The sequence below is a fragment of the Moritella marina ATCC 15381 genome (genome assembly GCF_008931805.1).
Lineage (GTDB): Bacteria > Pseudomonadota > Gammaproteobacteria > Enterobacterales > Moritellaceae > Moritella > Moritella marina.
In genome coordinates, this window is record NZ_CP044399.1 from 4,378,726 (window position 1) to 4,402,212 (window position 23,487).

Genomic DNA, 23,487 nt, shown 5'->3' on the forward strand with positions numbered 1-23,487 from the left:
AAAACGGGCTGACTTTATTGATCTGGATTAAATCTTTGTGATAATTATTATCATTTAGACTTGTACTCCCTGCATGATTCTTATAGACTCCATTCCATAATGTAAACAATTCGTATTTAGAGGTAAGGATGAAAAAGGGAATATTTGGTTTATCTGCTTTGGCACTAACAACATCACTTATGAGCGTAACGGCTTTTGCAAGTGAAGAAGTTAATATTTATTCAAATCGCCAAGCGAATTTGCTTAATCCGATCCTTGAACAATACACTAAAGATACTGGTGTAAAGGTGAATATTGTATTTGCTAAGAAAGGACTTGCAGATAGAATGAAACGTGAAGGTCGCTTATCAAAAGCCGATCTATTACTTACAACGGATATTAGCCGCTTAGTTGAAGCTGTTGATTTCGGTGTGACACAGCCTGTATCAAGCGACGTATTAGAAGATAACATTCCAGCGCAATATCGTGACCCTGATGGCGAATGGTTTGCACTGACATCACGTGTTCGTAATATTTACACATCACGTGAAGTATATGGCGACGTTGCTAACATCACTTATGAAGAACTTGCAGACCCTAAATATAAAGGTCAAATCTGTACTCGTTCAGGTAAACACCCATACAATGTAGCACTTATCTCATCAATGATTTCACATCACGGTGAAGCTGAAGCGAAAGTATGGTTAGAAGGTCTTAAAGCTAACTTAGCGCGTAAACCACAAGGTAACGATCGTGCTCAAGTTAAAGCAATTAAAGAAGGCGTTTGTAGCGTTGCACTTGGTAACAGCTATTACTTAGGTAAAATGCTGAAAGATCCAAAGCAAGTTGCTTGGGCTGAAGCGGTTAACATTAACTTCCCTAACCAAGAAAACCACGGCGCGCACGTGAATGTTTCTGGTATGGTATTAGCGAAATATGCACCGAATAAAGGTAATGCAGTTAAGCTAATGGAATACCTATCTGGCGCGAAAGCACAAGAAATGTATGCTGAAGTTAACATGGAATACCCTGTTAAAGCCGGTATTAAAGCATCTGAGCTAGTTTCATCTTGGGGCGAGTTCAATGCGGACTATATGCCAGTAGCTGAGATTGCAAAACATCGTAAAGCTGCACTAAGACTACTTGATGAAGTTAAGTTCGACTTGTAGAATGCATAAACCCCTAAATTGTTAGGGGTTAACAGTTGATATTACGACTTAATGAGTTGTTAATAGACTGATTTAAAGGTTGGTAAAGTTACTTTGTAACTCGCCAACCTTTTCGCGTATCTAAACAGGAGTTATTTTTCCGTCCATGAATCATAAGTTAGCCTTTTCTTGGCATTCTAGTAGTTGGTTTATTGCGATCATGTTAGCGCTACCTATTGCAGCTTTGTTTTATCAAGCTATAGGCCCCAGTGCAGATGTTTTTCAACATCTTCTTGATACCGTGCTCCTCGATTATGTACAAAATACCCTTATTCTTGTTTTTCTCGTTTGTTTAATTAGCTGTATTATCGCGTTACCAGCTGCTTGGCTTATCGCTATGTGTGATTTCCCCGGGCGCAAAAGCTTACAGTGGGCATTGATGTTACCGATGGCAATGCCTGCGTATATCGTCGCTTATATTTATACGGATATGTTTGATTATGCAGGTCCGGTGCAAATTGCTTTACGGGGTGTATTTGGTTGGGAACATGCCAATGATTATTGGTTCTTTGATATCCGTACTATTCCCGGCGCCGCAACGGTTTTAGCCTTGGTGTTATACCCTTATTTGTATTTGTTAGCCCGCACCTCATTCCTCGAGCAATCAACCAGTCTTATTCAAGCCAGCCGTATGTTGGGTAGTTCACCACTGTCGAGCTGTTTACGCGTATCGCTGCCGCTTGCTCGCCCTGCTATTGCTGTGGGTTTATCGTTAGTGGCGATGGAAACCGTGGCTGATTTTGCCACGGTCAATTACTTTGCTGTCAATACCTTAACCACCGCTGTCTACGATACTTGGATTGGCTATGGTAGTTTAACTGCCGCGGCGCAATTATCGGTGATGACTCTATCTGTTGTTTTATTGTTTGTCGGTTTAGAGCGTTTCGCCCGTCGTAAACAGCAAGTATTTCAAAAGAGCATGCTGCATGAACAAGAAGTGCGTTATCAGTTAACTGGCGCGGCAAAAGTATTTGCAATGATGTGGTGTTGGTTATTGGTGTTCGCTGGTTTCTTACTGCCGTTTGCAGTATTAGTGAATTATGCTTGGCATTATTTTGCCGAATCTTGGACTGAAGAATTTTTTCAATACAGTGCTAATAGCTTGATCTTGGCCGTTATTGTGGCGAGTTTAGCGGTTTTCTGCGCTGTATTACTGGGTTTATACCGCCGTTTAGTGGGTACTAAATACGCGACAATTCCTGCTCGTATTAGTACCATGGGTTATGCATTACCTGGCACTGTATTGGCGATTGGTATTATTATTCCCTTGACCTCAGCTGACTTTCTACTCAATGACATCACTGAATTGTTATGGGATTGGACGCCTGGTTTAGTCTTTACCGGCACTACCTTTGCACTTATTTTTGCGTATCTGATTCGTTTTTCGGCGATAGCCGTTGGTTCGATAGAAAGCAGTATTGACAAGATATCACCGTCGTTGGATATGGTGACGCGTACACTGGGGCACAGCCCGAATAGTATGATCCGTAAAGTGCATATACCCCTGATCCGTAAAGGCATATTGGCTGGATTTTTATTGGTGTTTATTGAATCAATGAAAGAGTTGCCAACGGCCTTGTTATTACGTCCGTTTAACTATGAAACATTGGCTACTTACGTATTCCAATTTGCGTCTGATGAAATGTTAGAGCAGGCGGCGTTAGCGGCGATTGTGATCGTGTTAGTTGGTTTGATCCCGCTTATTTTCTTAAACCGTTCTTTGGAGCAACAGCACTGATGACGACATCTTCTTCACTTGCTTTACGTATTTCAGATCTACATTGTAGTTATGCTGGCGTTGATATTTTAACGGGATTGGATCTCGAGTTAGGCAAAAATGAAATCTTGTGCCTGTTAGGGCCAAGCGGCTGTGGTAAAACCACGACATTGAAATTGATTGCTGGATTATTACCGCCAACGCAAGGCAGCATCGAAATTAATGGCGAGGTGGTTGATAATGCCGAGCTAAACCTCGCGCCTGAAAAGCGTAAAGTCGGCATAATATTTCAGGATTATGCATTATTTCCACACTTGACCGTGACAGATAATGTCTTGTTTAGCCAATACAAACAAAGCAAGGTTAAGCAAAAAGAGACGTTAGACTACGTACTTAAATTAGTTAATTTGACCGAGTTCGCTGATCGCTACCCACATCAGTTATCGGGTGGTCAACAGCAACGTGTGGCGATTGCCCGTGCGTTAGCTAGTTCTCCAGAGTTGTTATTATTGGATGAACCTTTTTCTAATATTGATAGCCAAGTACGTCATCACTTGATTGAAGAAATGCGCGATTTGCTTAAGTCACATAACATGAGCGCGATCTTTGTTACTCATAGTAAAGAAGAGGCGTTTGCTTTTGCTGATCGTTTAGCTGTTTTCCATCAAGGTAAAATTGAGCAATTAGGTACGCCAAGCGAGTTATATAACCAACCAGCTACACGCTTTGTGGCTGATTTTTTAGGTAAAGTAAATTACTTAGATGCAGTGGTATTGGATGCGCATAGTGTGCAAACGGCATTGGGTGTGATCAGCAGTAAAAAAGCATTAACGGTAGCGGTCGGTGAGCAAAAATTGTTAGCAATACGCCCACAGCAATTACAGTTACAAGTTGTGAAGCAGGGTATCGCGACGATTAGCCAACAACAATTCTTAGGCATGACGACGCATTGTACGATCTGTTTAACGGATACAGCGTTGGCTGACGGTTGTTTAGAATTATCGGTATCGATGCAGCAACCTATGCAGGTTGGCGATATGGTCAATGTTACGGTGGTCGAACATGATTTGGTGTTGTTTGAGCGTGAGTAGCTGCTAAACATCTTTAACTGTTAATGATTTATAAAGAAACATGTTTGGCGTGATAAACATCAGCGCCAAACATGTGATTCAGCTTCGCATGGTTTGTGCTAACTGCTAGATATATTCGAACAGCTCTTTTACTGCGCTATCTACTTCTGCAATAATACTGGTGCTTGTAGGGGTAATGAAAATAGTATCATCCCCTGCAATGGTACCTAAAATACCTTCAGTACGGCCTAATGAATCCAATAAACGTGCGATTAATTGCGCCGAACCTGGGCTGGTTTGGATCACAATCAAGCATTCATTATGGCTAATATCTAATACTAAGCTTTTTAACTGGCTGCTAATGGTTGGTACGCCTAATTCTGCTGGCAGGCAGTACACCATTTCATCTTTCGCATTGCGCGTGCGCACAGCACCAAACTTGCTGAGCATGCGTGATACTTTAGATTGGTTTACACTATCAAACCCTTGGTCTTTAAGCGCATCAACAATTTCACTTTGTGATCCTAGGTGCTCTTCTTTCAGTAGACCTTTAAATGCTTTTACTAACTGATCTTGTTTTTCACTCATATTTTTTACCATGTCAGTTGATTCATCTATAATTCAAGCTGCTAATACGCAATTCAATGTGATTTTATAATAAAAACCAAGCTAACTTTATAGCTGTTTTATAAAATAGGTGACTAAATCACTCATGTGAATAGCAAATGAACTTGAGTCACGATGAACTGAATAATTATGCATATGATACCAGTAGGGTATATTTTATCTAGCTTATTTGGCTAATTCGGTGTTTTTGCATAAAAACCGAATTAAAGTGAATATATATGTTGATTTTGAAGTTTATTCGGTTATTATAATCGCATCTAGTGCAATTATATTCAGTTATCATTATGAGCATCGAACTAAAAAACATCTGTAAATCTTGGGGTCAACTTGATGTGTTACAAAACATTGACCTTAAATGTGCCAAAGGCGAGACCTTAGTACTGCTTGGTCCAAGTGGTGCAGGTAAGAGTTCGTTACTACGTGTCCTTAATTTATTGGATACGCCAGATAATGGTGAAATAACGATTGCAGGTGAAACATTTGATTTTTCTGCTAAGTTAAGTGATAAAAAACTGACTAAGCGTAGCCAGATGCTAAGACAGAAAGTGGGTATGGTTTTTCAACAATATAACCTATGGCCACATATGTCTGTGATGGATAACTTAATTGAAGCACCAGTTAAAATTTTAAAGCAAACAAAACAACACGCTCGTGAAGAGGCCATGAAGATCCTTGAGCAATTACAACTAGCGGATAAAGCCGATGTATTTCCATTAGCCTTATCTGGTGGTCAACAGCAACGCGTCGCGATTGCACGTGCTTTAATGATGAAACCAGAAGTATTGTTATTTGATGAGCCTACTGCGGCGTTAGATCCAGAGGTCACCAATCAAGTAGCGGCAATCATTAAATCACTGGCAATTACCGGTATTACTCAAGTTGTTGTTACGCACGAAGTGGACTTCGCGCGTAAAGTCGCTAGTCAGGTCTGTTATCTTGAAGGCGGTGAAATTGTTGAATTTGGTGGTGCTGAGCACTTCCAGCAACCGCAAACACCACAATTTACAAACTACTTGAAGCATTAATTTATTAAAATTTAAATTGTTAGCTTATTTAAAACATGAGCTTATTTAAACATTAGGAACAGGTCGTACCAAATGAAAAAACTACTAACAGCATTAATTCTAACGTCAGCAGCAGCGCAAGTAACTGCAGCAGAACAAATAAAATTCGTTACAGAAGCGACATATCCTCCGTTTGAAATGATGGATGAAAACAATGAATTTCAAGGGTTTGACATTGATATCGCTCGCGCAGTTTGTATTGAATTAAAAGCAGAATGTAGTTTTGCTAACCAATCATTTGATAGCCTTATTCCCAGCCTGAAATTCCGTCGTTATGATGCGGCTATTGCGGCTATGGACGTAACGCCAGCACGTCAAAAGCAAGTTGATTTTTCTGATATCTATTATGAAAACTCAGCGGTGCTTGTTGCTGAGAAAGGCAAATATAATGTTGTTGCTGATTTATCAGGTAAAGCAGTCGGTGTACAAAATGGTACATCTCACCAGGCTTACATGACTGACACATATGCGGATGAAAAAGTATTGTTACTTAACTTTCCATCATACCAAAAAGCATTTCTAGACCTTAAAAATGGTCGTATCAATGGTGTTTTCGCTGATTCTGCAGTAGCGCATGATTGGCTGAGCAAGCATAGCGATGGTAACTACGAAACAGTTGGTAAAGCCGTGACTGATGCACAATACTTTGGTGCTGGTTTTGCTATTGCAGTACGTAAGGATAACGCCGAGTTATTGACTAAACTGAACAGCGGTTTGAAAGCAATTAAAGCGAATGGCACTTACGATAAAATTTACGCAAAATACTTTGCTAAATAAGAGATAACAGTGTTTAATCTCGGCCTGAGTTACGGTGTAATATCAGGGCATAATAGCCAAGTTATTGTGGTAACGAGATAATTCATTTTAAAGTGCCTTTTAGGGGCACTTTTTGTTTTTACGTCCGGAGTTTTTATGGATCTTTTGCAGCTTCAATTATTATTGGATGCAACAAAAATCACCCTTGGCCTTGCACTGACATCCCTGTTGGTTGGCTTGGTTCTCGCTATTTTATTCTGTGTTGCAGAAATGCAAAAGAACCCCCTTATTGCGAAACCTGTTAGCTTGTTTGTCACTATTTTACGTGGTTTACCTGAGATCTTGATTGTCTTCTTTGTGTTCTTCGGTGGCACGCATATACTGTTTTTATTAACCGATGAATTTTATGACATTAGTCCGTTTTGGAGTGGTGTAGTTGCTTTATCGCTTATCTTTGCTTCTTATGCATCGCAAACGTTACGCGCCGCTATTCAATCCGTTCCAAAAGGTCAACAGCAAGGCGCGCAAGCACTTGGTATGGGGCCGGTTCGTTGTTTCTTACGCATTACCTTGCCACAAGCATGGCGTTTAGCGTTGCCGGGTTTAGGAAATCAGTGGATGGTTTTATTAAAAGATACGGCGTTAGTGTCATTAATCGGTGTGACTGATTTGATGAAACAGGCGGATTTATTATCAGGTAGTACCTATAAACCTTTTACCTTTTTGGTTGCGGCTGCAACGATTTACCTGATTATTACCTTGATTAGCCAATGGCTGTTAAAGCACCTTGATAATTACATTAACCGTTTTGATGCCGGAGTCGCAAAATGACATTAGATCACTTCTGGCTATTATTTAACGGTCTAAGCACCACCCTTGAAATTACCTTCTTTAGTCTATTTTTTGGCTCTATCATTGCGGTCGGTTTAACGCTGGCGATGGTGAATAAGATCCCTGGGCTTAATTTGCTAGCGCGCGGTATTATCTTAATTTTTACTGGCACGCCATTACTCATCCAAATATTCTTGGTTTACAGTGGACCATCGCAGTTTGAAGTGATTAAAAATAGCTTCTTATGGGATTATTTAAGCCAAGCACAAATTTGTGCCATTATCGCGTTAGCATTTAATACTGCCGCTTATTCATCACTGTTATTTAAAGGCGCGATTGAATCTGTGCCGCGTGGTGAATGGGATGCGTGTAAAGCATTAGGGATGACTCGCGGACAAACGTTAGCGGTTATCGTGCCACATGCGTTACGTCGTGTATTACCGTCTTATTCTAATGAAGTTATTTTGGTGTTGAAAGGTACTTCATTGGCCAGCTCTATCACGATTATGGATGTGATGGGCTATGCCAATCAAATTAATGGTCAAACTTATGATGCATTAATGGCATTTTCAGCCGCGGGTATTATCTACTTAGGTATGAATGGTATCTTGGTGTTAATCTTTAAACAGTTAGAGAAAAAAGCCCTCGCGTTCCAGTCTTAATTGCTTTGTTGTTGACTCATTTATTTGCTGATTACAAGTTAGTATCGCAGTAGGTGAGTCAACATAGCCTAGTTACTACACGTTATTTCACCTGAAAGCTTATTCCTGCCAGATAGAAAGCTAACGCTTTAAAACGTCTATGTAATTCACTTATTTACCCTCGATACTCGTGTTGTTAATTGTTTTTTCGTCAATGTTGCAGTAAGGTAGCTGTGATTAAAGGAATTTGTGAATATTGTATTCAACAATAAACAATTAAGATAATGGAGACGTCTATGAAAGTCGCTGTATTAGGTGCTGCTGGTGGTATCGGTCAAGCTTTAGCCTTACTTTTGAAAACTCAACTACCTGCGGGTTCTGATCTGTCGCTATATGATATCGCGCCAGTTACACCGGGTGTTGCTGTTGATTTAAGCCACATCCCTACAGACGTTACTATTGCTGGTTTTGCTGGTATGGATCCAACGGATGCACTTGTTGGTGCTGACGTGGTACTTATCTCTGCGGGTGTTGCTCGTAAACCAGGTATGGACCGTTCAGATCTATTCAATATCAATGCTGGGATCATCAAAAATCTAGCGGGTAAATGTGCTGAAGTATGCCCAAATGCATGTATCGGTATTATTACTAACCCAGTAAATACAACTGTGCCAATCGCTGCAGAAGTACTTAAGCAAGCCGGTGTTTACGACAAACGTAAACTATTCGGTATTACAACGCTGGATGTTATCCGTTCTGAAACTTTCGTGAGCGAGCTTAAAGGCATTTCACTTGCTGACGTTGAAGTTCCAGTTATTGGTGGTCATTCAGGCGTAACAATTCTGCCGCTACTTTCTCAAGTTAAAGGCGTTGAATTTACAGCTGAAGAAATCGCAACACTTACACCACGCATTCAAAACGCGGGTACTGAAGTTGTTGAAGCGAAAGCCGGTGGCGGTTCTGCGACACTTTCTATGGGTCAAGCAGCTGCTCGTTTCGGTCTATCTCTTGTTCGCGCATTACAAGGTGAAGAAGGTATCGTTGAATGTACTTATGTTGACGGTGGCTCTGAGCACGCAACATTCTTCGCACAACCGGTATTATTAGGTAAAAACGGCGTTGAAGAAGTACTCGCATATGGCGAGCTAAGCGAGTTTGAAACCAACGCACGCGATGCGATGTTAGAAGAACTAAAAGCGAACATCACGTTAGGTGAAGAATTCGTTGCTGGTTAATCATTATTATTAACCGCTTAGGTTGATGGTGATTAAAATAGAAACCCAAGTTATCGTAACTTGGGTTTTTTTATTTAAGAAAATGCTATTTTGGTCGATATATTTATTAGTACAGTAATTACGATCGCCATACATCAGCTATGCTCACCTTATACAGCGCTTTAGGTTAATTGATATGCTTACAACACAGATAACGACATTGACAACAATTTATCGCCACGTAAAAGCGGTATTATGCGTGGTGATCGCGAGTGCATCGATGTCTGGTATTAATGTGATGGCGGCGGAATTAAGCCCATTGTTAGCAACACCTGTCGGAGAAAAAGAGCAACGTATTACTGACAGTGGAAAGTTGGCTGTGGCCGCAGAAGAGGCTGGTAAAACCAAATACAGTGATTTCCCCAGTGCGGTTGAGTTATATAGTGATGATGAACTCAATCAATTGATTGGCAAAAATACCCATCTCAAAAGGGTGCGAGCAGATCAATGTCAGTTAGTTGCAGATATTAAAGTACGTGCTGAATTAGTGAAATTACCTAGCTATCAATTTTTATGGGGTGACATGCTTGCTTGGGGGGTGTGCGTGGATAAAAATGCTGAGCTAGGTATTTATTTTATGCGCGCGGCCGCACGGCAAGGTCAGCCTCGGGCGTTAGAGCAACTGGGCCGTTATTATGTGCAGGGCAAATTTGTGCAACAAGATATTGAGCGTGCTTTACCTTTGTTTGAGCAATCCGCAAAACTTGGTTTTTTACCCGCTAAAATCCAATGGGCAGAGTTATTAGTGCGAGGTTATGGCAGTCCTTATGATTACCAAACGGCTTACAGTTACCTCTATAGCACCGTCACAGATGATGTAAATACACACCAAAAATTAGCGCTTTTATTAGCGCGACTAGAACATTTAATGCCTGAACACGTGGTGATTGCAGCGAAAAATGCGGTAAAATACCAATAGACAGCGCTCACTAAAATGCCATCAGAACTAACGAAATAGTCAATTGGAGTTAGTTTTGATTCGATTATTTCTCTATTTAACAGAATCCTTCCCGTATACCGACTTAGTTATGGTACAAAACTGTATCCCAACGTAGTTTGGGTATATAATCCGAACGATATTCCTACCAATTTGGACCTTCTATGAGTAAAGACCCTTTCCATACGCGCGAGCAGGAAAAATACAGCAACCCTATTCCTAGTCGAGAGTTTATTCTTGATTATCTTCGTAGCCTTGATAAAGCCATTAATCGTGAGCAAGTATTTGCTGGATTAAAATTAGCGGGTGATGAACACGAAGAAGCTTTACGTCGTCGTTTACGTGCGATGGAACGTGATGGACAGTTAATTTTTGCTCGTAACAGAACGTATGAGTTACCTGAGAACTTAGATTTATTGGAAGGCCTAGTATTAGGTCACCGTGATGGCTTTGGTTTTTTCCGTCCAGATGATGGTGGTAAAGATTTATTTATCTCTATCCGTCAAATGTCGACGTTATTCCATGGCGACCGTATTCTGGCACAGCCAGTAAAAGAAGAATTTAAAGGTCGTAAAGAAGCCCGTTTTGTACGTGTACTTGATGGCGAAGCTTTACAACTTGTTGGTCGTGTTTATTTAGATAAAGGCGTTGCCTTTGTTCGTCCAGACGACAGCCGTATTAAACAAGAAATACGCATCAGTGATGAAGAACGCCTTGGCGCTCGCGCTGGTCAAATGGTTGTGGTTGAAGTATTAAAGCGACCAACTTATAACTTACCTGCATTAGGTAAAGTGGTTGAAATACTCGGTGAGAACATGGCACCAGGTATGGAAATTCAGGTCGCGATCCGCACCCATGATATTCCGCACGTATGGCCAGAGCATATTATTGATGACATGAAAAAATTGTCACCAGAAGTGCCTGAAGATGCGAAATTAAATCGTGTTGATTTACGTGATTTACCTTTGCTAACGATTGATGGCGAAGATGCACGTGATTTCGATGACGCGGTATTCTGTGAACGTAAAAAAAGCGGTGGCTGGCGTTTATGGGTAGCGATTGCTGACGTAAGTTCATATGTGCAAACTAATTCAGATTTAGATCTGGAAGCGCAAGGTCGAGGTAACTCAGTTTACTTCCCAGAGCAAGTTGTACCTATGCTGCCAGAAGTATTATCAAATGGTTTATGTTCATTGAACCCACACGTAGATCGTCTATGTATGGTTTGTGAAATGACCATTTCTGACGCTGGTCGTTTATCGGGTTATAAGTTCTATGAAGCGGTGATGAATTCACATGCGCGTTTAACTTATACCAAAGTGGCTAACATTCTTGATGGCGACAAAGATTTACGTGAAGAATACCAAGCGGTAGTGCCACATCTGCACGAATTGCATGATATGTACAAAGTATTGAAAGTAGCACGTTCAGAACGTGGTGCGATTGAATTTGAAACACTAGAAACGCGTTTCGTCTTTAATGAACACCGTAAAATCGATAAAATCGTACCTGTTGTACGTAACGATGCGCATAAATTAATTGAAGAATGCATGATCTTGGCAAACGTTGCATCGGCTCGTTTTGTTAGCAAGCATAAAGCGGCTGCGTTATTACGTGTGCATGATACTCCAGGTGAAGAGAAGTTAGTTAACTTCAGAAGTTTCCTCAGTGAAACGGGTCTAGAGTTAAAAGGTGGTTTGAAACCGACGCCATTGGATTACGCTGATTTGATTAGCCGTATTCAAGATCGCCCGGATAAAGAACTTATCCAAACGATGTTGTTACGCTCAATGAAACAAGCGGTATATCAAGCAGAAAACAATGGTCACTTTGGTTTAGCATTAACGGCTTATGGTCATTTTACGTCACCAATTCGTCGCTACCCTGATTTAGTATTGCATCGTGCAATCAAGTTTGAAATTGCTAACCAAGCTGCAGTTAAAGCCGGTACGCCATTAACTAAACGCTGGACTAGCACCGGTGGTTATTGCTATCAGGTGAGTGATGTTGAAACATTAGGTGAGCATTGTTCATTAACAGAACGCCGTGCTGATGATGCAACGCGTGATGTCTCAGATTTCTTGAAATGTGAATACATGCAAGATCACTTAGGCGATACCTTTGAAGGTGTTATTGCTGCGGTCACTGGTTTTGGTTTCTTTGTGCGTATCAAAAACTTAAACATCGATGGCTTGGTACATGTATCTAGCTTACGCGGTGATTATTATAACTTTGATGGCGGCCGCCAAACATTACGTGGTGAGAAAAGTGGTGTTGAATATCGCATTGGCGATCAAGTTGAAGTGAAAGTATTAGCGATCAACATGAACGACAAGAAAATCGACCTTGAGTTAGCGGGTGCGGTAACACACACTCGTCGTAGTAAGCGTAAACCAGCTGAATTTTCTGGTAAACGTAAAACTGAAGGCGACAAAGCGAAGCCAGCTAAAAAGACCAAATTGAAGTTAAAAACCAATAGTGATGTTGTTGCTAGTGCAGCAGATAAAGCCCGCGTTGCTGCAAAGTTAAAGCCACAAACAGGCGATGCTGTTGAAAAAGGTACATCACCTGTTGATGCAGTTAAACCGAAAGGCAAGACTAAACCAGCGAAGAAGAAAGTAAAGGCGAAAGTTAAGTCGCGTCCCGGTAGAGCTGAACGTTCAAAGAAAAAAGCACAAGACAGCAAATAAATAGCAATAGCAATAGTAATAAGGTAGAGAGAGACAATGAGCAGTGAACTAATTTTCGGTATTCATGCAGTCAAATCATTACTGGAGCATGAACCAGAACGCTTCATTGAAGTATATGCATTGAAAGGTCGTGAAGATGACCGTCTAACACCACTATTAGAAGAATTACATAATATTGGTATTGCAGTGCAATTAGTTAACCGTAAAACACTTGATAACAAGTGTGACGGCGGCCGTCATAACGGTGTATTAGCACGCGTGATTGAAGGTAAAAAGTTAAACGAAGCAGATCTTGATACGTTACTTAACCGTATTGAAGAGAAAGAAGAGCATCCATTATTATTGATCCTTGATGGTGTTACTGATCCGCACAACCTAGGCGCTTGTCTACGTAGTGCTGATGCAGCTGGTGTACATGCTGTTATCGTACCAAAAGATAAATCAGTGCAACTGACATCTGTAGTACGTAAAGTAGCCTGTGGCGCAGCTGAAACAGTGCCACTGATTGCCGTGACGAACCTTGCACGTACTATGCGTGAACTACAAGAGCGTCGTGTTTGGATCGTGGGTACTGCTGGTGAAGCAACGCAAGATTTATATCAACCTAAACTAACAGGTCCATTAGCTATTGCGATGGGTGCTGAAGAGAAAGGTTTACGCCGTCTAACACGTGAACATTGTGATGAGCTTATTAGCATTCCAATGGCGGGTAGCGTTTCAAGCTTGAATGTATCAGTTGCGACTGGTATTTGCTTGTTTGAAGTTGTGCGTCAACGCCAAGCTAAATAAAGCCATTTCCTGACTAACCGTGGGTTTGGCTATTCGCTTAACCTGCGCGTGATAGGATTTGTTGATATAAAAAAAGCGTCCACTCAATGGACGCTTTTTTATTGACTATTTTTTAGGTAATCGATTTACTTAAATTTGTTTAATTCAGAGCGATGAGAGCTGTGGTTAAGCATCCATCACGTCAGACGCTTCACTTTTACCGTCACTGTTTACGCGCACATCATTACTGGCAATTTTGCTACCTTTGGGCATCTTCACGACTAATGTTTTCGCTAAGTCATCATGTAGGCAACGGCGTTTATCCCCTCTAAAAATAGCTAAGAAATTACTGATTGTAATAACAAAGCCCAAAATAGGCAGATAAGCAACAGCCCAAAATGGTAAGTAACGCTTGAAAATAATGTCTTGTAAGCTTAGGCGTTGGCCATTTTCACCAACAACGGCAATACCGACAATACGTTTACCTAAGGTCTGGCCATATTCTTTTAACAGGTAGCTGTTTAATGCCATAAATAGCAGTATTTCAAGTAACGAAACTTTGACTTGAGTAGCAAATGAAATGGTAAAATTTTCATCGATTCCAGCGCTGAGATTGAGTAAATCAAAACCGAGAATAAATGGGACTAACATAATCGTCGGAAAAACGATTTTATCTAATATTGCTGCTTGAAAGCGTTGAGCTAACGTCGCAAGTTCAACATATTGACGAGATGATGACGGTTCAGGTTGCATATGACTTCTATAAATTAGTTAGTTAACTGGATTTAGACCTAGATGATAATCAATCCTTAGCGTAACAATCAAGATTTACTCGCACTTATTTATCGGATCCAGTTTATTGGGAGCAGATTTGATCCGTAAGGTAAGATTATTGTTATTATGTTAGCTGATATTTAATTTTAGTATATGGGATGAGTTATGACTTGGATGTGTTATCGGTTTAGTGAGTTGTCTAGTATGCAGCTTTATGATGTATTGCAGTTACGCGCGGCAATTTTTGTGGTTGAGCAAGATTGCCCTTATCAAGATATAGATGGTTTAGACCTTCACCCCGAGACGCGCCATTTACTGCATTATAATAGCCAAGGGGAGCTATTGGCTTATCTGCGTATATTGGCGGCAGGCGTGAGCTACCCTGATGTCGCAATTGGTCGAGTGGTGACTGCTGCGTCTGCACGTGGGCAGGGACTTGGTCATCAATTATTAGAGCGTGGTATTAATGCAGCCAAGTCTGTGTGGCCAGCACAAGACTTATACTTATCAGCGCAGGCTCATCTGCAACACTATTACCAGCGTTACGGTTTCGTTACTGTAACGGCAGAATATTTGGAAGATGAAATTCCCCACGTTGGAATGCGCTCGAAAGCGAGTGCTGAGCATTCGAGAAGCTCATAACAAACAAAACGAGTAACATACACGAGAGCATATACGGCGAAAGTATTTTGATCATAACGATTCCTTGTTTAGTGTTAATAACATTTTGTTTTACTTTAAATGTTTTAGTTAATTTCTATCTCAGAGATATTTAATATGGCATATATTATTCATTGTTTTTGGTAGTTTGATGATTAAAATAAAAATCACTATTTGTTATTAATACTTTTATTTATCAATAATTAAAAGATGAATTTAGGTTAATACTTTAGGTCTAATACTTCACTGTAATGGCTGGCGTTATAAATATTTACGATTATCTTCGTTGTCGAGTTGTATTGTGATGAGTGACACTATATAATTCGCGGTCTCAAAATTAGTCAATTTTCTATACGTTCCTTGCCTCGATGGACCGACTAAGCCAGAGCCGAGGCTGATTAAACCCGTGAGGAGCTTACGATGCGTCATTACGAAATCGTATTTATGGTTCACCCAGATCAGAGTGAACAAGTTACAGGCATGATTGAGCGTTATAGCGCAGTTGTGACTGAAGCAAATGGTACTATCCACCGTCTAGAAGACTGGGGTCGTCGCCAATTAGCATACCCAATCAACAAACTTCATAAAGCTCACTATGTTCTTATGAACATTGAAGCTGGCCAAGATGTTATTGATGAGCTAGAAAATAACTTCCGCTTTAACGACGCTGTTATCCGTAACATGTTCTTGCGTACTAAAAGTGCAGTTACTGAAGCTTCTCCAATGGCTAAAGCTAAAGAAGAACGCCGTGAAGCGCCAACTGCTGCTACTGAAGCACCAGCTGCTGCTGAATAATAGCGTTTTAGCTATAGGTATTTGTTATGTTGGATAGCATTTAGTTATCCAATTTGTTGAGAAGATTTTAGGAGATTTTCATTATGGCACGTTTTTTCCGTCGTCGTAAATTCTGTCGTTTCACTTCTGAAGGTGTTACGGAGATTGATTATAAAGATATCGCTACGTTAAAAAACTACGTAACTGAAAGCGGTAAAATTGTACCAAGTCGTATTACTGGCACACGTGCTAAGTACCAACGTCAACTTGGTCGTGCGATTAAACGCGCACGTTACTTGTCTCTACTTCCATACACTGACTTACATAAGTAAGCTATTGTTTGGTCGTCAGACTAACTCTATATTTTTGAGGAAAGGTAATGCAAGTAATTTTATTAGACAAGATCGCTAAGTTAGGTAACTTAGGCGAGACTGTTAACGTTAAAGCTGGTTATGCTCGTAACTTCCTTTTACCGAAAGGTAAAGCTGTTCTAGCAACTAAATCTAACGTTGAATCTTTTGAAGCACGTCGTGCTGAACTAGAAGCATCTGTAGCTGCTGTTAAAGCAACTGCTGAAGCTAAAGCTGCAACAATCAACGCTCTAGAAGCTGTTGTAATTGCAACTAAAGCTGGTGACGAAGGTAAGATTTTCGGTTCTATTGGTACTCGTGACATCGCTGATGCGATCGTTGCTGCTGGTGTTGAAGTTGCTAAAAGCGAAGTTCGTCTTCCTGAAGGCGCTCTACGTACTCTTGGTGAGTTCGAAGTTAGCATCCAAGTACACAGCGAAGTATTCGCTACAGTAAACCTACAAATCGTAGCTGAAGCTTAATTTAAAGTTTAACTTTAAATTAACTACAGAATAAAGCCATGACCTCGGTCATGGCTTTTTTTATGTTTGCGATTTAGTATTTTACGACAAAATTGTTCATGTTCATCACTAAACGTAAACCGTTATGGCGAGTTCAGACGATTGTTAATAGCGTACTATTTTGGGTAGCCAGTGATGGTTCGAATCGATTTATATAACGGTTGCAGTTGTTTATACATTTTCAAATACACTTGGTTATACAGCGCATCATACGTATTGACGACTTCAGGTTGAGGTTGAAATATTTCATTTACCCGCGTCATCGCTGCAATTGCTTGATCAAAACTGCTATAAATTCCCAGACCTACCGCAGTGACAATCGCCGCACCTAACCCCGATGTTTCAAAGGTATGTGGTCGCTCGGCTGGCATATTAAAAATATTAGCTGTTAGTTGCATGGCTACATCACTTTGCGAACCACCGCCCGATACTCTTAATGTCGTTATCTTGACCTTGTTACGTTTGCCGATACGTTCTTTGCCCTCACGTAATGCGTAGGCTAAGCCTTCTAATATTGCCCGATAGATATGCGTACGGGTATGTACATCACCAAAACCAATAATACCGCCTTTGGCTTCAGGACCTGGATCGCGTGCGCCCGGTGTCCAATACGGCTGTAACATCAGCCCCATAGAACCGGGCGGGATCTTGGCCACTAAGCGGTCAAATAATACTTCAGGTGCGATCCCTTCGGCATCGGCGATATGTTGTTCCCGTAAACCGAACTCTTTTTTAAACCAACTGATCAACCAAAAACCACGATAAATCATGATTTCAGATGAATAGTGACGGGGTATTGCCGAGGGAAAAGGCGGTAAGTGTGGTGTTGCCTCGGTGTATTTATCTGTGGTGATATTGATGGTTGCTGTGGTGCCATAACTTAAACAAGCGATGTTTGGCCGGTTACCACCTGAGCCGATAATTTCACAGGCTTTGTCTGAGGCTGACGCGATAACGGGCAAGCCTGCTGGAATACCTGTATGGATCGCGGCCTTCTCAGATACATGACCGACAAGTTCACCTGGTTCAATGAGCTTGGGTAACATGCTTGGATCTATGGCGAGCATATCCCAACGCCAATCTGATTTTTTTAACCAGGCTAATTTTTTATAATCAAACGGAATATAACCAACTTGGCTACCGACGGAGTCGACAATATTGTCGGTGAATTTATAATTTAAAAATCCTGATAACAACAAATACTTGGATGTGTCACGCCAGATATCAGGCTGATTTTGACGGATCCAAATAGCTTGGGATTTTTCTTGGAAACGTTGAATAATATCTTCGACACGGGCAATTTTAAATAACCAATTCCAGGGCCATTGTATCGCTTCCTGTTGTGCGTGGCGTTGATCTAACCAGATGATCGCAGGACGTAATGCCTTGCCTTCACTGTCGAGGTTGATCACTGTGCCACGCTGTGTGGTGATCGACATGCCGACGATATCGAGTTTATTGATCGCCGGGTACAAGGGTAGATCTTGCCAAAGTAAATCACAGGCTTGTTTGACTGCGAGCCAATAATAATCAGGATCCTGTTCTGCCCAACCGGGCTGTACGGAAAAGTAGGGGGTGATCACTTGCTGGCCTTTGGCGATCAAATTACCTTGAATATCAAACAGCAGTGCGCGCACACTCTGCGTGCCATTATCAATGCTGAGCAAATAACCTTGCTGCTGTTGATCGGAAGCTCGTGAGCTTGATGCACTGTGTTCCGACGTTGATTGCATTGACGCTGATGTTGGAGCTCGACTATCCATGTAAATTATCTCCGGCTGAATTAGTGTGCAACTACACGGGGTAGATCATCGCTAAACGTGGCTATATCAAATCTTTGTTGTGGTAACCCATAATAACGTTGGATAATGTCTTGATAACGCGCGAGTTCATGTTGCCAGTGTTGATCATCCCACTCTAATATTGTTTGGCAAAGATGCTGTAATTGCGTAAATAATTGCTCGCCACCTTTAGGCAATAATAAGCCGATGCGACTGCGACGTAATAATAGATCATCAAGGTGCACCACCATTTCGTGCTGCAAAATCCACTTTAATTCAGCGAGTGAGGTGTTGGTACTACCAATTAATTTTAGCTCATCGTGACGAGCATGATTAAGCAGGTGGCTATAATGGCTCCCGTAGTGACTTTTTAACCGCTGTATTTGCTGTTGATTTAAGTAGCTGTCAGTGGGTGGCGTTACGGTAATAGCTGTAAACAATTTAGCTGTTTGTAGATCCACCAAATTCATATCGGGTAAGTAATGTTGGGCCACTTTTAATACATCAAGCGCGATCAACCTGAAGGTGGTGAGCTTACCGCCGGCAACGCTGATCAAGCCTTGTTCATTCCAGATCGAATGTTCACGCTTTTCGTCTGACGGTTTGGTTTTTTTGACATCATTTTTACTATTTTCACTGGCATTATTACTGACAACAGGGCGGATCCCTGCATAAGTAGATATCACGTCGGCTTCGCTGAGTTCGGCTTGCGGGAATTGTTTGTTGATCCCACTAAGGAGATAATCAACTTCGTTTTGACTAATACAAGGCTGTTGTTCTAGATCATCATGGTCGAGATCCGTGGTGCCAATGACAGTGCTATTTTCCCAAGGGAAGGCAAAGATAGGGCGTTTGTCTTCAGGGTGGAAATAGCTGACAGAATAGGCTAGTGGTAATCGCCAACTGGGCACGATCAAGTGACTGCCACGCAAAGGTCGAATGGCTTTTTTGGCTTGCAGTTGTTGGCGCAATTTATCGGTCCAAGGTCCTGTCGCATTGATGACTACTTTTGCGGTTAAGTTAAATTGTTGTCCTGATACTTGATCTTCGACGCGGATACCTGTGACTTGCTCGGTGGTTTTTGGTTCTGTTTTAAGTTCTTGTTTAAGAAGAATATCGGCACTAAGGTAATTCATCACTGTGCCACCGAGCTCTTGTGCTTCTTGTAATACCCGCATCACCAATCTTGCGTCGTCGGTGACGGCATCGGCAAATTGGGTTGCACCGCGTAATTGGTGCTGTTCAATACCTGGGACATGAAAGTCGGCAATGCCATTATTAATATAACGGTGATTACGCTTACCACCAATCCAATCATAAATGGTCAGTAAGCTATTAAATATAAATGGTCCTGGAAATTGATATTTATAATGACCCATCAAAAATTGCAGCGGATTAACTAAACCCGGTAATTCGTTCAGTAGTTTTTCCCGTTCAGTGACGGCGTCTTTGGTCATCGTATATTGACCGCTGCCGAGATAGCGTAAGCCGCCGTGTACCATTTTTGATGATTTACTGGATGCGCCCCAAGCAAAATCTTGTTTTTCGATTAGTAATACCTTGAGTCCTGCTTGGCTCGCGGTTAATAAGATACCAGCACCGGTAATGCCCCCGCCAACGACGATCATATCCCAGATTGTATTATTGCTATTTAGTTGCAGTTTTTCGAGCTGCTGATCTCGAGTCAAACTTGTTAATGGCTGATACATACAACCCCCTTTAGCTGATGACTTGTGCTTGTGCTTGTTCTAATTCTGATTCTGAGGCGTCAGGTGAAGCAATAAGGCAATGTGGGTTCATGATCTGTTGTGGATCAAAAGTATCACACAGAGATTGAATTGCTTGGATCGTCAATGTGCCTTTTTCTGTGGTTAAATAGGGCTGATGATCTTTACCGACACCGTGTTGATGACTAATGGTGCCTTGGTTATTGACGATGATCTCTGACGTTGAGTGTTTTAACTTTGCCCATTGCGCTAAGGTTTGTTCATAGTTTTCACCGGCTTTAAATATATAGGTGGTGTAAATACTAGAGCCTTGTTGGTAAAAATGAGACAAGTGAGTAAATACGTGCAGTTGTGGTGAACCTATCGCGTTATCAGTACTGCTATTTTGGGCTAATACAGTGCGTAAATTAGTTTCTATTTTAGCTAATAAATTATCAACATTATGCCAATCGGTGGCTGTTTCAAGGGTGTCGACGACATAACCTTTTTGCCACAAGGCTTCACGGAAGTAAGGCATGGTGAAACGTTTCTCCGCCCATTTATTGCCCATAAATGAACCGGTATATAAACCTTGGTGTGCTTTGGTTATTTTTTTTAATTGCTTCAATGCATTGCGGCATTGGAATTTTGTACCGGTTAAACCAAAGGTCATCATACATTTGCCGTCTTTGGTGCCAAATAAAGCGAGGGCTTTTTCCAGTAAGGCGATTTGTTTTTCATGTCCTGCTAAGGCGAGCTGCGTTTCGGTTTCGATGGCATTACTTAGGCGTAACATCGATAATTGAATATCTGATTGGACTAGGTTTTTTGCTGCCTCTTTTGCTTGCTGCCAACTTGGAAAGAAGGTGACGTAAAAATTTTCTTGTTCAGCCAGTTTGCGTACGCGTACTTTAACCGTCGATAAAATGCCAATGCGTCCTTCCGAGCCCATCAATAAGGCTTTAATATCAGGGCCTGCAGCTGAGGCTGGGAAGGTGGGAATATCTAAGTGACCGACTGGGGTAATGACTTCACCACCGGCAAACAATTCTTCGATACGGCCATAGCGTAACGACTGCTGACCACTCGAACGCGTGACAACCCAGCCGCCAATGGTTGAAAGTTCGAAAGACTGTGGAAAATGACCCAGCGTATAACCTTGCGCACGTAATTGTGCTTCGACTTGTGGTCCTGGTGTGCCTGCACCAAATGTCGCTATCTGACTTTCTGTATCTAATGCAATAAGGCGATTCATACGCCCCATATCCACGGTTAATATGGCTTGTTGTGAGGCGAATGGATTAATGTGGCCTGCGACACTGGTACCACCGCCATAAGGGATCACGAGAATATGCTGCTCCTGGCAGAAACTCAACAGTTCGGTTAAATCGTCATTATTTTCTGGAAATGAAACACCATCGGGAAAATATTCAAAATCACCACTGCGCATGGCTAACCAGTCCGGTAGACTTTGACCCCGAGCATGGCGAATACGGGTTTCAGGATCACGGTTAATTAAGCGGTGATTCGGTAACCTTGATTCAGGCACTTGCTTAATGACATCGCGAAGTTGTGCGTCGACGAGTGGTGTTGTCGTGCCGACTTTTGCCAGTAAAAAAGCATCCGCTGTGCTGGGTAAATCTAATTTATTGGCTTCATCGCCCCAACCATTCCAACGTTTCATGCGCTTATCTTCCTTGTTATATTATGGTGTGTAGCATAAGTTTAAGCGCAAAGGTCAGTTGATCGCATTGTCGTATTAAGCCAACATAAGTATCAAATTAGGACTAACTCACAATACCTTAGGGTAAAGCCAGTTATACTCAATAATACGTATTGAATAAGGATGATTCAGTTATGGTGGGGTTAGGTTCGGCATCAGTGCCAGTAGTAAAGCAGTATTTGCGCTATGTCGAAACATTGGATATCGATATTCCGGCGTTATTAGTGGCGAGTAGCATATCTGCAGCGACGTTGGCACAAGAAAACGAACGCATTAGTGGTGAGCAGTTGCAGGCTTTTCTAGCTAACCTTATCATTGCAACGGACGATCCATTATTTGGTTTAAAGAGTGGTGTGTTTGTTGAACCGAGTTCATACAGCGTATTAGGTTATATCACCATGACTTGTGCAACACTTGCGCAAGCATTAGAGCGGATCCAACCTTATGAAAAATTGGTGGGGGACATGGGCGTTACGTCTATTGATTATCTGCCACAGCAATTAGCCATTCACTGGCATTGTGCTTATACGTTTGAAGATGTACGCGAGCAGATGGTGGATAATGTCTTTGCCTCTTGGCTCGCTTATGCGCGTTGGCTGTCTGGACAAGATGTCGGTCCGTTAGCGGTGCACTTACAGCGGGCAAAACCAGCGCAAGTACAGCTTCAGCATTACCAACAGGTTTTTAACTGTCCCGTGTTATTTTCTCAACCAAATAACAGCCTTATTTTGCCTCTTGATTATTTGGATATCCCCTTACGACAGCCTGACCATGGTTTGTTACAAACCTTAGAGTTACATGCGGCAGGACAAGTTTCAGCTTTGGGTGACTCGCATCGTTTTAGTATTCAAGTCAAAGATATTATCCGCACTTTATTAGCCAAGGGGATAACCCGAAAAGATATGGTTGCTGGTCAGTTAAATATGAGTGAACGGACATTACAGCGAAAATTACAGCAAGAGCAAACCAGTTATCAAAAATTGTTAGATGAAGCGCGATTATTATTAGCTCAGCAATATTTAACCGACACATTATTATCAGTGGATGATATTGCTATGCAGTTAGGTTTTAGTGAAACCCGTTCGTTTTTTCGTAGTTTTAAGGGGTGGACAGGGAAAACACCGAGTATTTATAGAGAGTCTAGCTCACAGAAATCAGGCTAAACTCATGATTTATTATACTCAAGCCTTTCAATTGTTGAGTATGAAGACTAAAATTTGCTACAAATAATAAAGTTAAACCCTATACTGCTTCACAGCAGGATGCAATTAGTGAGTATATGATGAAAAAAATTACAACAATGATCGTCGCATTAACATGTCTAGTTCCTTCTCTATCTATGGCTGCCGGTGGTGATATTGCCGCTGGTAAAGCAAAAGCAGCAGTATGTGCAGCTTGTCATGGTGCGGCTGGTATTTCAGCTATCCCTATGTACCCAAATCTAGCGGGTCAAAAAGAAATGTATTTAGTTAATGCATTAAAAGCGTATAAAGCGGGTCAACGTACTGGCGGCATGGCACCGGTAATGGCTGGTCAAGCAATGGCATTATCTGATGCGGATATTAATAACGTAGCGGCATATTTCTCAAGCCTTAAATAGTATTGCGTTAATTTCTTGATGATAAATGCAAAAAGC

22 protein-coding genes are annotated in these 23,487 nt (G+C 41.5%); 17 read left to right on the plus strand and 5 right to left on the minus strand.

The window, feature by feature from the left end; all coding sequences use genetic code 11:
* Positions 1-128 precede the first annotated feature (128 nt).
* The 3 genes from FR932_RS19765 to FR932_RS19775 all read left to right on the plus strand — a co-directional run bounded on the left by FR932_RS19765 (position 129) and on the right by FR932_RS19775 (position 3,995).
* Complete coding sequence (locus FR932_RS19765; protein ID WP_019442149.1) at positions 129-1,148, plus strand: Fe(3+) ABC transporter substrate-binding protein; 1,020 nt, start codon at positions 129-131, stop codon at positions 1,146-1,148.
* Positions 1,149-1,293: 145 nt separating this feature from the next.
* A complete protein-coding gene (locus FR932_RS19770) occupies positions 1,294-2,925 on the plus strand; it encodes an ABC transporter permease (RefSeq protein WP_019442150.1) in 1,632 nt (543 codons plus the stop codon).
* Entirely contained in the window at positions 2,925-3,995 is a 1,071-nt protein-coding gene (locus tag FR932_RS19775; protein WP_019442151.1) for an ABC transporter ATP-binding protein, read from the plus strand. Before FR932_RS19770 ends, FR932_RS19775 begins: the two co-directional genes overlap by 1 nt.
* A 105-nt stretch (positions 3,996-4,100) precedes the next feature.
* On the opposite strand, the gene argR is transcribed toward FR932_RS19775, so the two are convergent.
* Positions 4,101-4,562, minus strand: a complete 462-nt coding sequence (gene argR / locus FR932_RS19780) for a transcriptional regulator ArgR (protein WP_019442152.1) — start codon at positions 4,560-4,562, stop codon at positions 4,101-4,103.
* Positions 4,563-4,885: 323 nt separating this feature from the next.
* Here argR and artP point away from each other — a divergent pair, with 323 nt between their 5' ends.
* The 8 genes from artP to rlmB all read left to right on the plus strand — a co-directional run bounded on the left by artP (position 4,886) and on the right by rlmB (position 13,583).
* Positions 4,886-5,626: an arginine ABC transporter ATP-binding protein ArtP gene (gene artP, locus FR932_RS19785; protein WP_019442153.1), complete on the plus strand. Its 741-nt coding sequence runs from the start codon at positions 4,886-4,888 to the stop codon at positions 5,624-5,626.
* Between the two features lie 72 nt (positions 5,627-5,698).
* Complete coding sequence (locus FR932_RS19790) at positions 5,699-6,442, plus strand: transporter substrate-binding domain-containing protein (RefSeq protein ID WP_019442154.1); 744 nt, start codon at positions 5,699-5,701, stop codon at positions 6,440-6,442.
* A 135-nt stretch (positions 6,443-6,577) separates the two neighbouring features.
* On the plus strand, positions 6,578-7,252 hold the full coding sequence (artQ, locus tag FR932_RS19795; RefSeq protein WP_019442155.1) for an arginine ABC transporter permease ArtQ: 675 nt from the start codon (positions 6,578-6,580) through the stop codon (positions 7,250-7,252).
* Positions 7,249-7,914 carry an arginine ABC transporter permease ArtM gene (gene artM, locus FR932_RS19800; RefSeq protein WP_019442156.1) on the plus strand — a complete coding sequence of 222 codons (666 nt, stop codon included), beginning with the start codon at positions 7,249-7,251 and terminating at the stop codon, positions 7,912-7,914. Before artQ ends, artM begins: the two co-directional genes overlap by 4 nt.
* Before the next feature lie 275 nt (positions 7,915-8,189).
* Positions 8,190-9,128 (plus strand): malate dehydrogenase, encoded by a 939-nt coding sequence (gene mdh / locus FR932_RS19805; RefSeq protein ID WP_019442157.1) that lies wholly within the window; start codon positions 8,190-8,192, stop codon positions 9,126-9,128.
* Between the two features lie 175 nt (positions 9,129-9,303).
* The gene (locus FR932_RS19810; RefSeq protein WP_019442159.1) at positions 9,304-10,086 is read left to right on the plus strand and encodes a tetratricopeptide repeat protein; all 783 of its coding nucleotides are present in this window, start codon (positions 9,304-9,306) and stop codon (positions 10,084-10,086) included.
* 182 nt (positions 10,087-10,268) lie between these two features.
* Positions 10,269-12,794, plus strand: a complete 2,526-nt coding sequence (gene rnr, locus FR932_RS19815; protein WP_019442160.1) for a ribonuclease R — start codon at positions 10,269-10,271, stop codon at positions 12,792-12,794.
* Between the two features lie 36 nt (positions 12,795-12,830).
* Positions 12,831-13,583, plus strand: a complete 753-nt coding sequence (gene rlmB / locus FR932_RS19820) for a 23S rRNA (guanosine(2251)-2'-O)-methyltransferase RlmB (protein WP_019442161.1) — start codon at positions 12,831-12,833, stop codon at positions 13,581-13,583.
* Positions 13,584-13,748: 165 nt separating this feature from the next.
* Here the strand turns inward: rlmB and FR932_RS19825 are convergent, their stop codons facing one another.
* Complete coding sequence (locus FR932_RS19825) at positions 13,749-14,315, minus strand: RDD family protein (protein WP_019442162.1); 567 nt, start codon at positions 14,313-14,315, stop codon at positions 13,749-13,751.
* Positions 14,316-14,501: 186 nt separating this feature from the next.
* Here FR932_RS19825 and FR932_RS19830 point away from each other — a divergent pair, with 186 nt between their 5' ends.
* From FR932_RS19830 to rplI, 4 genes are all read left to right on the plus strand, one after another.
* Positions 14,502-14,978 carry a GNAT family N-acetyltransferase gene (locus FR932_RS19830; protein ID WP_019442163.1) on the plus strand — a complete coding sequence of 159 codons (477 nt, stop codon included), beginning with the start codon at positions 14,502-14,504 and terminating at the stop codon, positions 14,976-14,978.
* Positions 14,979-15,416: 438 nt separating this feature from the next.
* Positions 15,417-15,791, plus strand: coding sequence for a 30S ribosomal protein S6 (gene rpsF, locus FR932_RS19835; protein WP_019442164.1), 375 nt, complete (start codon positions 15,417-15,419; stop codon positions 15,789-15,791).
* Positions 15,792-15,874: 83 nt separating this feature from the next.
* A complete protein-coding gene (gene rpsR, locus FR932_RS19840) occupies positions 15,875-16,102 on the plus strand; it encodes a 30S ribosomal protein S18 (RefSeq protein ID WP_006030173.1) in 228 nt (75 codons plus the stop codon).
* A 47-nt stretch (positions 16,103-16,149) separates the two neighbouring features.
* Positions 16,150-16,602, plus strand: a complete 453-nt coding sequence (gene rplI / locus FR932_RS19845; protein ID WP_019442165.1) for a 50S ribosomal protein L9 — start codon at positions 16,150-16,152, stop codon at positions 16,600-16,602.
* Between the two features lie 155 nt (positions 16,603-16,757).
* Here the strand turns inward: rplI and FR932_RS19850 are convergent, their stop codons facing one another.
* From FR932_RS19850 to FR932_RS19860, 3 genes are read right to left on the minus strand one after another with little or no spacing between them, the layout of a single operon-like run.
* Complete coding sequence (locus FR932_RS19850) at positions 16,758-18,404, minus strand: FGGY-family carbohydrate kinase (RefSeq protein WP_019442166.1); 1,647 nt, start codon at positions 18,402-18,404, stop codon at positions 16,758-16,760.
* A 20-nt stretch (positions 18,405-18,424) separates the two neighbouring features.
* Positions 18,425-20,131, minus strand: coding sequence for a glycerol-3-phosphate dehydrogenase/oxidase (locus FR932_RS19855; protein ID WP_019442167.1), 1,707 nt, complete (start codon positions 20,129-20,131; stop codon positions 18,425-18,427).
* Between the two features lie 10 nt (positions 20,132-20,141).
* Positions 20,142-21,812 (minus strand): FAD-binding oxidoreductase, encoded by a 1,671-nt coding sequence (locus FR932_RS19860; RefSeq protein WP_019442168.1) that lies wholly within the window; start codon positions 21,810-21,812, stop codon positions 20,142-20,144.
* A gap of 173 nt (positions 21,813-21,985) precedes the next feature.
* On the opposite strand from FR932_RS19860, the gene FR932_RS19865 reads away from it, so the two are divergent.
* Together FR932_RS19865 and FR932_RS19870 are read left to right on the plus strand one after the other, a co-directional pair.
* Entirely contained in the window at positions 21,986-23,014 is a 1,029-nt protein-coding gene (locus FR932_RS19865; RefSeq protein ID WP_019442169.1) for an AraC family transcriptional regulator, read from the plus strand.
* 119 nt (positions 23,015-23,133) lie between these two features.
* Positions 23,134-23,451, plus strand: a complete 318-nt coding sequence (locus FR932_RS19870; protein ID WP_019628939.1) for a c-type cytochrome — start codon at positions 23,134-23,136, stop codon at positions 23,449-23,451.
* The last annotated feature ends 36 nt before the right edge of the window (positions 23,452-23,487 follow it).

What these genes read in the sequence shown, in the direction of transcription:
- FR932_RS19765 (WP_019442149.1), top strand. Translation starts at nt 129, where the DNA reads ATGAAAAAGGGAATATTTGGTTTATCTGCTTTGGCACTAACAACATCA.
- FR932_RS19770 (WP_019442150.1), top strand. Translation starts at nt 1,294, where the DNA reads ATGAATCATAAGTTAGCCTTTTCTTGGCATTCTAGTAGTTGGTTTATT.
- FR932_RS19775 (WP_019442151.1), top strand. Translation starts at nt 2,925, where the DNA reads ATGACGACATCTTCTTCACTTGCTTTACGTATTTCAGATCTACATTGT.
- argR (WP_019442152.1), bottom strand. Translation starts at nt 4,562, where the DNA reads ATGAGTGAAAAACAAGATCAGTTAGTAAAAGCATTTAAAGGTCTACTG.
- artP (WP_019442153.1), top strand. Translation starts at nt 4,886, where the DNA reads ATGAGCATCGAACTAAAAAACATCTGTAAATCTTGGGGTCAACTTGAT.
- FR932_RS19790 (WP_019442154.1), top strand. Translation starts at nt 5,699, where the DNA reads ATGAAAAAACTACTAACAGCATTAATTCTAACGTCAGCAGCAGCGCAA.
- artQ (WP_019442155.1), top strand. Translation starts at nt 6,578, where the DNA reads ATGGATCTTTTGCAGCTTCAATTATTATTGGATGCAACAAAAATCACC.
- artM (WP_019442156.1), top strand. Translation starts at nt 7,249, where the DNA reads ATGACATTAGATCACTTCTGGCTATTATTTAACGGTCTAAGCACCACC.
- mdh (WP_019442157.1), top strand. Translation starts at nt 8,190, where the DNA reads ATGAAAGTCGCTGTATTAGGTGCTGCTGGTGGTATCGGTCAAGCTTTA.
- FR932_RS19810 (WP_019442159.1), top strand. Translation starts at nt 9,304, where the DNA reads ATGCTTACAACACAGATAACGACATTGACAACAATTTATCGCCACGTA.
- rnr (WP_019442160.1), top strand. Translation starts at nt 10,269, where the DNA reads ATGAGTAAAGACCCTTTCCATACGCGCGAGCAGGAAAAATACAGCAAC.
- rlmB (WP_019442161.1), top strand. Translation starts at nt 12,831, where the DNA reads ATGAGCAGTGAACTAATTTTCGGTATTCATGCAGTCAAATCATTACTG.
- FR932_RS19825 (WP_019442162.1), bottom strand. Translation starts at nt 14,315, where the DNA reads ATGCAACCTGAACCGTCATCATCTCGTCAATATGTTGAACTTGCGACG.
- FR932_RS19830 (WP_019442163.1), top strand. Translation starts at nt 14,502, where the DNA reads ATGACTTGGATGTGTTATCGGTTTAGTGAGTTGTCTAGTATGCAGCTT.
- rpsF (WP_019442164.1), top strand. Translation starts at nt 15,417, where the DNA reads ATGCGTCATTACGAAATCGTATTTATGGTTCACCCAGATCAGAGTGAA.
- rpsR (WP_006030173.1), top strand. Translation starts at nt 15,875, where the DNA reads ATGGCACGTTTTTTCCGTCGTCGTAAATTCTGTCGTTTCACTTCTGAA.
- rplI (WP_019442165.1), top strand. Translation starts at nt 16,150, where the DNA reads ATGCAAGTAATTTTATTAGACAAGATCGCTAAGTTAGGTAACTTAGGC.
- FR932_RS19850 (WP_019442166.1), bottom strand. Translation starts at nt 18,404, where the DNA reads ATGGATAGTCGAGCTCCAACATCAGCGTCAATGCAATCAACGTCGGAA.
- FR932_RS19855 (WP_019442167.1), bottom strand. Translation starts at nt 20,131, where the DNA reads ATGTATCAGCCATTAACAAGTTTGACTCGAGATCAGCAGCTCGAAAAA.
- FR932_RS19860 (WP_019442168.1), bottom strand. Translation starts at nt 21,812, where the DNA reads ATGAAACGTTGGAATGGTTGGGGCGATGAAGCCAATAAATTAGATTTA.
- FR932_RS19865 (WP_019442169.1), top strand. Translation starts at nt 21,986, where the DNA reads ATGGTGGGGTTAGGTTCGGCATCAGTGCCAGTAGTAAAGCAGTATTTG.
- FR932_RS19870 (WP_019628939.1), top strand. Translation starts at nt 23,134, where the DNA reads ATGAAAAAAATTACAACAATGATCGTCGCATTAACATGTCTAGTTCCT.